Source organism: Sulfuritalea sp. (genome assembly GCF_017302275.1).
Taxonomy (GTDB): Bacteria; Pseudomonadota; Gammaproteobacteria; order Burkholderiales; family Rhodocyclaceae; genus Sulfuritalea.
In genome coordinates this window covers 123,519-132,959 of record NZ_JAFLDR010000008.1, presented here as the reverse complement: position 1 = coordinate 132,959, position 9,441 = coordinate 123,519, and the positions used below count along the sequence as shown (strand labels likewise).

The window sequence follows — 9,441 nt, the reverse complement described above, 5'->3', positions numbered from 1 at the left end:
GCCACCCTCGAAATTCGCCTCGATCGTGCAACGACCCAGGCGCCCAAACTCCATCTCCCCACGCGTACAATTTGGCATCGGCGGAATACTCCGTTAATCCTGTCTCGACACCAGTATTAACGCGCCTAACGGCGATTCCGCCGACCTACTTTCGTGAAATATCCGGGCTAGATCCGAAGTGGTCGAATCTGAGGGAATGCCAAGATCAGTTTGAAACCGACCCTCGAACCGCAATCGACCTCGCGCGACGAACAATATTGACTGCGTTGATCACGATTGTGCAACCCAGCTAGAAAATTCGAAGAAACAAGAGGCAATGACTTCAAGATGACTGATCACCTTCGTCTTTTTCGAAAAGAACGTTTTGCTCGCCTGATGGGATCAAGGTCTGGAGTACTTGAAGCAATACCAAGGGCCGGGGGCGAAGGTTTCCTTCATCGAAGGTAGCTAGCCTGCTCGATTTTCCATCCGACAGAATGCAGGATTCTCTACGTCACGCACCTTGAATCCCGTCACGAAGACGCTGTGTCGCAACGAGTCGAACAGCAAATGTGGTGGTGCCGTGTCCGGTTTGCCCTGGATGACCCTTCGTACGCGCCAGAGGGCGAATCCAATCAGAAAGGCAGCATCTACCAGCATGGTGTACAGAGCGCCATAGTTTTTCAGAAAGAAACGCCGCCTCGCCTGAAACCAGTACTTCGGACGTCGTTTGAGGGTCTTTATCCCGGTTGATTGGCCCGCAATGTGAATAACCCGGCTATCCGGGACACACCAGGTTGCCCAGCCCTTGCGCCTGGCGTTAAGGCAGAAATCGATATCGTCATAATAGGTGTAAAAGCCTTCATCCAGCGGGCCTATCGCCTCGATGACTTCTCGCCGGATGATCATGCAGGCGCCGGATACCCAGTCTACCGGGCTTGGCGTCAGGGGCATCGGCGCGCAGGACGACCACCTCGACAACAAGCGGGAGACGATGCCCAGTCCCAGGCCCCGATCGAGTTCCGTCGCGATTCCTTGAAATCGAAAAGGCGACCCTTGCCGCAATCCGTTCGGAAGTTCCAGCTGGCTTCCCGCAATCCCGACTTCCGGGTTATTGTCCATGAATTGCACCAGCAATTCGATAGCGCCGGGCTTGACCAACGTGTCTGCATTGAGGAGCAGGAAATAGGGAGGGCAATCTTCGGATTCAAGCCACTTCCGGATAATGATGTTGTTTCCTCCGGTGAAGCCGCGATTCGGTGAGACAGCGGTCAGTTCTATCCAATGAGCCCAATCATGCTCTGATATTTCTCTGGATATCCTTTCAACGGCGTCTCCACCGGTGCCGTTTTCACAAACTGCAACCTTCATTCCCGGAATCCGTTCGATTTCCGGTTCAAGGGTGTGAAGGCAATCAATCGTTAAATCGGTGACCCGATAGTTCAAAATTATGACGATCAGTTTTGTCGACATGCGTATGCTTGCTACCAGACTTGGGATGGAGGGAAGGTACGCCATGGCGTCCAGAAACAGTTTCAGGTTATCATATGCAGGCGCTTGGTAAGCCGGCGGGCAGCGGCGCGGGCTGGCGTGGGTTCTTTGTTTGCGGGTCTAAAGACCCGATTTTTTTATCCGAGGTTATCAATGAAAGCAGTGATTCTGGCGGGCGGATTGGGTACGAGGCTGTCCGAGGAAACTGCCTTGAAGCCGAAACCTATGGTCGAGGTCGGCGGTCGGCCGATTCTTTGGCATATCCTGAAAATCTATTCGGCCCAGGGCATAAACGACTTCGTGATTTGCTTGGGATACAAAGGCTATGTGATCAAGGAGTATTTCGCCAATTACTTCCTGCACATGTCGGATGTCACATTCGACATGCAAGCCAACAAGATGGAGGTTCACCACAACAACGCGGAACCTTGGCGGGTCACCTTGGTGGATACCGGGGACGAAACCATGATTGGCGGGCGCATCAAGCGGATACTGCCATATGTCAAGGATGATGATGCGTTTTGCCTAACCTATGGTGATGGCGTGGGCAATGTCGATGTCCGCGCGGGTATCGCACTGCATCGCAAGGAGGGAAGATTGGCGACCGTAACTGCCACGCAACTTCCGGGACGTTTCGGCGCCCTGACCTACACTGGTAGCCGGGTTACCGGTTTTCAGGAAAAGCCGCAAGGCGACGGTGGGTGGATAAACGGCGGCTATTTCGTGCTCTCGCCCAGGGTTGGCGACTATATCGAGGGTGATGCCACGGTGTGGGAGCGCGAGCCCATGGAAAAGCTGGCGGTCGAAAACCAGCTTTCGGTCTATTTTCACGACGGGTTCTGGTTGCCAATGGACACGCTGCGTGACAAGAAGCATCTCGAGGAACTCTGGCAATCTGGCAGAGCTCCATGGAAAATCTGGTAACTTTTTTTGAGGTCAAGCATGAAGGTTCTAATTACTGGCAATACTGGCTACATCGGTCCTCTGGTCTACAGGCACCTGCGAAAGGCGATACCAGGCGTATCCATGGCAGGTTATGACAGCGGTTTTTTTGCGCACTGCCTGACCGGAGCGCCGCGCTTTCCGGAGACTTTTGCAGACGCTCAGTATTGGGGCGATGTACGCGATTTTCCCGAGAGCCTGCTGGAAGGAGTCGATGCCGTGGTGCACCTGGCTGCCGTGTCCAATGATCCCATGGGCGTGCGTTTCGAAAAGGTGACAGAGGCGATAAATTTCGAATCAAGCGCCGCAATTGCGCGCAAGGCTGCGAAGTGTGGTGTAAAACGCTTTGTATTTGCGTCAAGCTGCAGTATGTATGGTTATGCGGAAGGCGGACCGCGCAAAGAGGACGACGAGCTGAATCCGCTGACGGCATACTCGCGCTCCAAGGTCGCCACCGAAAAGGCGCTTGTCGGGCTGGCTGGCTCGGGAATGGTGACTACTTCATTGCGGTTTTCCACGGCGTGCGGCTGGTCCGATCGAATCCGGCTTGACCTGGTGCTCAATGATTTCGTTGCCTGCGCAATTGCCAGCAAGGAGATTACCGTCTTGAGCGATGGCACACCCTGGCGGCCGCTGATTGATGTCAAGGACATGGCGCGCGCTATCGAATGGGGGCTGACCCGGGATCCGAAAAAAGGCGGCGAGAATCTTGCTGTCAATGTGGGTTCCAGCGAATGGAACTATCAGGTTCGCGATCTGGCGGAGGCGGTTGCCCGTGCTGTACCGGGAACGAGTGTCAGCATCAACAAGGACGCGCCACCGGACAAGCGCTCTTACCGGGTCGATTTCTCACTCTACGAAAAACTTGCGCCGCGCCATCAACCGCAAGTCGACCTCAATCAGGCGATTCGCGAGATTCTTGCCGGCCTGCAGACTATGAATTTCAGCGACCCGAATTTCCGGGCGTCTCAGTTCATGCGTCTAAAGGTGCTTGAGAAACACATTGCCGAAATGCGGCTAAATGAACAATTGAGATGGGTTTGATCGGGTTCCGTCTGATAGCACATTCCCGCTTGCCAACTTAGAAGGAAACCCCATGAAATTCACCCCTACCCCTCTACCTGGGGCCTTTCTGATCGACATCGAAAAGCGCGGCGACGAGCGCGGTTTTTTTGGTCGTGCTTTCTGTGAGAACGAACTTGCGGCGCAGGGTTTGTCTTCGCGCTTCGTTCAAGTTAACAATTCGCTTAGCGCTACCAAGGGAACGCTTCGTGGCATGCACTACCAATTGGCGCCGAAAGCAGAGACCAAGATCGTTCGATGTATTCGCGGTGCAATTTGGGATGTGATACTCGACCTCAGAAAGGACTCATCTACATTTGGTCAATCCTTTGGCGCGGAACTTTCCGCCGACAACCGGCGCATGATGTATGTTCCAAAAGGATTTGCGCACGGCTGCCTGACGCTCGAAGACGACACTGAACTATTCTATCTTGTCGATGAATTCTATTCGCCGGCTGAGGAAAGAGGAGTTCGCTGGAACGATCCGCAATTCGATATGAAATGGCCAATCCCTCCCGTGGTCGTTTCCGATAAAGATAGTGGCTGGAAGGACTTTGTAACCACCTAAGACAAAGGGCAGTCGGGATCGATTTTCTGTTTGAGCCCACTTCTCCGCAGAGGATACACGCCGAATGAAAATTCTTTTTACCGGTGGAAGTTCGTTCACCGGGTGCTGGTTCATTCGCGAACTTGCGCGTGCCGGCCATGAGGTCGTCGCGACTTTTCGGACATCCCCGCAGGACTACGCAGACGAAGTCCGCCGGTCGCGCGTTTCGGTGGCGCTGGAACATTGCCGGCCCGTATTTGGGTGCAGTTTTGGGGACCCCGCATTCATTGAACTCGCGCGGGGAGAGACTTGGGGCGCTTTCTGCCATCACGCCGCCGATGTAACGAACTACAAGAGTGAGAGCTTTGACGTGGTTTCTGCGTTGGGTAACAACACGAGAAACATTTCTGTCGTTTTCGAAGCACTGAAGCACCAAGGCAATCGGGCTCCCGCGATAATTGTTACTGGGTCGGGTTTTGAGAACGACGAAGGTGCTGGCTCGGAGGGGCTACCAGCCTTTTCGCCTTATGGGCTGTCGAAGAGTTTCACCTATCAGGTATTTCGTTACCACGCTGCTCGGGCCGGTTTAGTTCTTGGCAAGTTCGTGGTTCCCAACCCGTTTGGACCGTTTGAGGACCCGCGCTTTACGGCCTACTTGATGAAGACGTGGTTTTCCGGAAAGGTAGCGGGCGTGAATACGCCCGCTTATGTACGCGACAACATTCATATTTCCCTTTTGGCCAAGGCTTACGTTCATTTTGTTGGGCGGCTTGCCGATGGACAAGTTGTGCGGGACCTCCGCCCCAGTGGCTATGTCGAGAGCCAAGGCGTATTCGCGATGCGTTTTGCGAGAGAAATGCGTGTGCGTCTGCCGTTATCTTGCGAGCTTGATCTCAAGCATCAGATCGAATTTCCTGAGCCCCGCATTCGGATAAATACCGATCAGATTGATGGCGCGATTTTCGGGTGGAATGAATCCGCAGCGTGGGACGAGGTTGCCGAGTACTATCGACGCCAATTTGGCAGCAGCCCATCAAACACGGGTTGACCCGAAAAATTCGGCAAAAGCGCCAAGAAATCGGTCAATCTCGGCTGAAGGAAGCTGGTTAATTCCAGCAGCGGCTTTGCGTCCACCCCCAGTGGGGAAGCCCCTGCAGAATGCGTCGGCGCCAGTTGGCCGGGATTTCGGCGCACGCACGCTGACCGTTAGGCTGCCTGAGGCATTGGGTACAAGCAGGGCATGAGCGCGGTGCGGGTTTGTCATTGCGAGACGATTGGATAGCACGCCAACCACCCGCCGTGCCCAGGGCATGTCCGGGAGCAGCAAAGCCGCAGTCGAGTCCGATGAGAGGCAGGGTGTGACGGATTCGGAACGGGCGATGTCCTGCTGAAATCCAGCATGCAAGCTCAAGAATGCGGGCGAGTCCCGAACGAAATCTAGTGGATTGCTATATGGCGATAGCAGTTCATAGAGCGTGTCTGGTGGGAAATGTAGATCGGCCACGCTATCGCCATATGCGTTGTAATTGAGGAGTTCGCCTAGTTCAGCCAGCAACTCAATCGCGTCATTTTCCAGTTCTAGACTGGCAACGACCTGTCGAGCTACATGATGCAAATTGTCGCCGAATGCCGCTACGACGGCCCAAGGACGGAACTTCCCGTTCAGCGCGGCATCTACAAGCAAGCTGGTACACTGATCCGGCTCGGTGTCGATGTTTGTCGATAAACCTGCATTGACAATTGGTTCGCCGGCGAAATGATGGTCGAAGTATTGCAGCCTGGCTCCCGCTGCAAGCAGGCGCACAACGTCGCTCCGATTGCTGTCGAGCGAGACGTCAAAGACCGCAATTTCGTCACCTTTGGTCGCGAATACTCTGTCAAGCAGGTGGATATCGCGCTTGACACCGGTTACCAGTATCGACTTCTTTGGATCATTCAGCCGCCACTGATGCAGAGCACAAATACCATCTGCGTCACCGTTGAAGACGTCGAATTGGCTCACTGCTTCTCCATGCAAGGTGGTGGTCTCGGCTCATGCGTTCAGTCGCGGCACGGCGCCTTTCGGCGATAATTATAGGCTGGCCACGATGCTTAAAGGGCCGGTATCGAGTCTGCGAGAAATTTCTCAATCACTGTATTTTCGGGGAAACCGAGGTACCTTGGCCGTGGGATACTTGTCAGGAGTTTGAAATGTTGTTGCACGCGGGTCAAGTTCGGTATCCTGGATACATGAGTGCATCACAATGAAGATCACGTTTGTGCTTCCGGTTGTTGGGATGAGCGGTGGAATCCGAGTGATTTCGATTTACGCGGATCTGCTGCGTAAACGTGGTCATGAAGTGACCCTCGTTTCCCCGCCGAGGCGCAAGCCAAGCATACGAGACCGAATCCGCGCGCTGATCCGTCAAAGAAAATTTACGGGGATTCAACCTCGAGTCTCTCACTTGGATAGCTTGGGGCTGGATCATCGGGTCATTGATCGCTATCGGCCAATTGTTGATGACGATCTTCCGGACGCGGACGTAGTCGTTGCGACCTGGTGGGAAACGGCCAGTTGGGTTCTTAACCTGTCACCATCGAAAGGAAAAAAGGCATATTTCGTGCAGGATTATGGCGCTCACGAGGGGCAGCCCTTGGATGCCGTTGCGGCGACTTGGCGCTATGGCCTGCACATGTTCACCATTTCCGCTTGGCTGCGTGGCTTGATGCTCGAGCATACGGGTTTCGACGATATTTCGTTCATTCCAAACAGCGTTGATTTTTGTCGCTTCAATTCTCCTGAGCGGGACAAGCAGATTCGCCCCACTGTTGGCTTCCTGCACGATCTCCGTAGCCAAAAAGGAACGACCTCCATTTTGCTTGCGCTGCGCAGCGTACATTTGCGAATTCCTGATCTGCGCGTGATCAGTTTCGGTCCTCACCTTCCTTTGGAGGCATTGCCGGAGGGCAGTGAATTTTTTCATTTCGCCGATGACCACGATTTGCCTTCTATCTATTCAAGATGCGACGTATGGGTGTTTGCCAGCACGCTTGAGGGATTCGGTCTTCCAATAGTTGAGGCCATGGCCTGTCGTACCCCCGTTGTTGCTACACCGGCGGGTGCCGCCCCGCAGTTGTTGAAATCAGGCGGCGGCCGATTGATCCCCCATGGGGATCCGGCAGCGATGGCAGATGCCATCGTCGAAATCTTGACACTTGATAGCAACGACTGGCGATTGCTTTCGCGCAAAGCCTATGATTCAGTTCAGGGATTTACCTGGGAGGACGCTACCGATATGTTTGAACACCAGTTGCAACTTGCATTGATGGGCTCTGATCTCCCGGCTCGGAAGTTGGAGGTACCTTGATTTCTTGTGATACGCCGAAGGAAGGCGATCCAGGTTGTAGTTTCTTCCGAGTGCGAAAAAGTTGTATTCGTTGGGCGCGGGTTTCCCAATCAATTCGCGCGGTGTATATTTGCTTTTCGCTTCTTATTTTGGCGTCGGTTGTGTCTCGAATTTTTAAACTCTGCCCATGACTTCAACAAAAATCGCTATCGTTCTTTCTGTGTTGATGGGCGCCGCGAGTGTCGGCGCATATGTTGCGCGTCCGACTGTCAAGCATGCGGACGTGGGTCCCAAAATATCCTTGGAGACGATGATTCCGCAGCATTTTGGCGATTGGAGAGAAGAGCCGAAAAAGCTCGGGCAGATAGTGAATCCACATACGCAGGAGCTGCTCGACAAGCTATACAGCCAGATTCTGACAAGAACTTACGTTCATGCCGATGGATATCGAATAATGCTGTCGCTCGCCTATGGCTCGGACCAGCGGGGCAGCCTCCAGGCGCATAAGCCGGAAGTCTGCTACCCAGCACAGGGGTTCAAGCTGCATAGTACGGTGTCTGCGCCACTCTCAACCCCCGTGGGCGATATCGCAGCGCAGCGGCTTTTTACGTCAATGGGGCCGCGTAAAGAGCCAGTGACATATTGGTTTACAGTGGGCGAAAAGGTGGTGCAGGGAAAAATTCAGAAGCGCCTTGTTGATTTGGCTTATGGTCTGACCGGGCGTATTCCGGATGGTTTGCTGTTTCGGGTATCGTCAATCGACGAGAATCAAGGCCGGGCCAATCGCTATCACGACCTGTTCGTCAATGAACTTCTCAAGTCAGTTTCAGTAAGCGATCGAGTTCGACTTAGCGGACTTGGTGGAGCAATTTAGCCCTTGTGATCTCACTGCCGTATTGCCGACGCCGACTTTTCGGATTTCGAATTGTTATACGACGCGAGCGCCCGACCAGTGCAATGTCTTCTGCGTTTTCTGACTTCGCAATGCAGAGCGAGCGCTGCTGCAGATCAGAAGCCAGTTCTGTCTGCGGCAGAAGCACCTATTTCAGACCGGAGATTCCCTTTTCGATCAGTTTGCTGTCGGCCGCTGGTGCTGCGGAGGGCTTCGGCGGAGGGGCCTCAATGCGCTTTGGGGGCGCGGCCGGCTTGGGCGGAGGGGGTGGCGGTTCAACTGGTTTTGGTGGCACGCCACCTGCAAACTCACCGAGGTATTCGATTTTTGCTTTTTCCTTGAGCGCTTTCATTTCGCGCTGGATGGCTTCGGAAGAACGCTGGTTGCTCAAGAATGTCTGGATCCGGGGCGCACTTTTCGCTTCATCGACCGGTTGCGATTCGGAACCCGCAACGCGGATAATTACGGCGCCTTCTGTGGATGCAATCAGAGAAATTTGTCCGTCCTTCATTGCATGTACTTTTGGCAGAACCTCCATGGGAAGTTGTTCCGCAGCGCGAACACCGCCACCGGCCTTGAACGGAATGTTTCTGCTCTTGAGCCAGGCGGCGATATCTTCCATGCTCTTGCTGCTGGCCACCTTGTCGCGCAATGCTGGCATTAGTTCGTCATTCTTCTGCAATGTAAGTTCTTGAAGGCGATAAATCCGCCGTGCGGAAAACAGTTCCGGATGCGCGTCGTAGTAGGTTCTGATTTCCTCAGTCGTCGGTTTGGTCTGCGCAGCGGCAAGTTCCTGCAGGTAGGCGCGCGCGAGAATTTCGCGTCGGGCATTTTCTATGGCCATCAGGACTTCCGGCTTGCGGTCAAGGCGACGCTCAAGCGCCTTATTTACTGCCAGTTGTTGTTCGATGAGTTTGCCGAGGACTTCCCACTTTGCTTGACCGACGTTCTCTCGGGTAAGTCCACTGGATTTTGAAAGCACCGAGTTCAACTGATGGACGGAAATCTCTTCCGAGTCCACCTTTGCTACTATTTGCGTAGACGGCTTTTTGGCCTTTTCCTCTTTTTTGTCACAGCCCATGATGGCAAGCGAGGAAACGAGAATCGTGCTGGCAAGGATTCCGATTCGATGAGATTGCATAGTGTTCACTTTCAAGGATGCTACGTTGGATGTTGCCAAATTTTGATTGACTCGATGACTG

At 53.9% G+C, this 9,441-nt stretch carries 9 protein-coding genes; 6 read left to right on the top strand and 3 right to left on the bottom strand.

Features of this window, described 5'->3' with window-relative positions; genetic code table 11:
* Positions 1 to 447 precede the first annotated feature (447 nt).
* Positions 448 to 1,452, bottom strand: a complete 1,005-nt coding sequence (locus J0M27_RS06650) for a glycosyltransferase family 2 protein (RefSeq protein ID WP_294988860.1) — start codon at positions 1,450 to 1,452, stop codon at positions 448 to 450.
* Positions 1,453 to 1,623: 171 nt separating this feature from the next.
* On the opposite strand from J0M27_RS06650, the gene rfbF reads away from it, so the two are divergent.
* From rfbF to J0M27_RS06630, 4 genes are all read left to right on the top strand, one after another.
* Entirely contained in the window at positions 1,624 to 2,394 is a 771-nt protein-coding gene (rfbF, locus tag J0M27_RS06645; protein ID WP_294988857.1) for a glucose-1-phosphate cytidylyltransferase, read from the top strand.
* Between the two features lie 18 nt (positions 2,395 to 2,412).
* Entirely contained in the window at positions 2,413 to 3,456 is a 1,044-nt protein-coding gene (locus tag J0M27_RS06640; RefSeq protein WP_294988854.1) for an SDR family oxidoreductase, read from the top strand.
* Between the two features lie 52 nt (positions 3,457 to 3,508).
* Complete coding sequence (rfbC, locus tag J0M27_RS06635) at positions 3,509 to 4,042, top strand: dTDP-4-dehydrorhamnose 3,5-epimerase (protein ID WP_294988851.1); 534 nt, start codon at positions 3,509 to 3,511, stop codon at positions 4,040 to 4,042.
* Positions 4,043 to 4,106: 64 nt separating this feature from the next.
* Positions 4,107 to 5,069: an NAD(P)-dependent oxidoreductase gene (locus J0M27_RS06630; protein WP_294988847.1), complete on the top strand. Its 963-nt coding sequence runs from the start codon at positions 4,107 to 4,109 to the stop codon at positions 5,067 to 5,069.
* Here J0M27_RS06630 and J0M27_RS06625 read toward each other — a convergent pair.
* Positions 5,055 to 6,023 carry an acetyltransferase gene (locus J0M27_RS06625; protein WP_294988846.1) on the bottom strand — a complete coding sequence of 323 codons (969 nt, stop codon included), beginning with the start codon at positions 6,021 to 6,023 and terminating at the stop codon, positions 5,055 to 5,057. The two genes, J0M27_RS06630 and J0M27_RS06625, sit on opposite strands and share 15 nt — an antisense overlap.
* Positions 6,024 to 6,264: 241 nt before the next feature.
* Here J0M27_RS06625 and J0M27_RS06620 point away from each other — a divergent pair, with 241 nt between their 5' ends.
* Together J0M27_RS06620 and epsI are read left to right on the top strand one after the other, a co-directional pair.
* On the top strand, positions 6,265 to 7,368 hold the full coding sequence (locus tag J0M27_RS06620) for a glycosyltransferase family 4 protein (protein ID WP_294988843.1): 1,104 nt from the start codon (positions 6,265 to 6,267) through the stop codon (positions 7,366 to 7,368).
* A gap of 166 nt (positions 7,369 to 7,534) precedes the next feature.
* Complete coding sequence (gene epsI / locus J0M27_RS06615) at positions 7,535 to 8,221, top strand: exosortase-associated protein EpsI, B-type (protein ID WP_294988840.1); 687 nt, start codon at positions 7,535 to 7,537, stop codon at positions 8,219 to 8,221.
* Positions 8,222 to 8,387: 166 nt separating this feature from the next.
* Here the strand turns inward: epsI and J0M27_RS06610 are convergent, their stop codons facing one another.
* Positions 8,388 to 9,380, bottom strand: a complete 993-nt coding sequence (locus J0M27_RS06610) for an EpsD family peptidyl-prolyl cis-trans isomerase (RefSeq protein ID WP_294988875.1) — start codon at positions 9,378 to 9,380, stop codon at positions 8,388 to 8,390.
* Positions 9,381 to 9,441 lie beyond the last annotated feature (61 nt).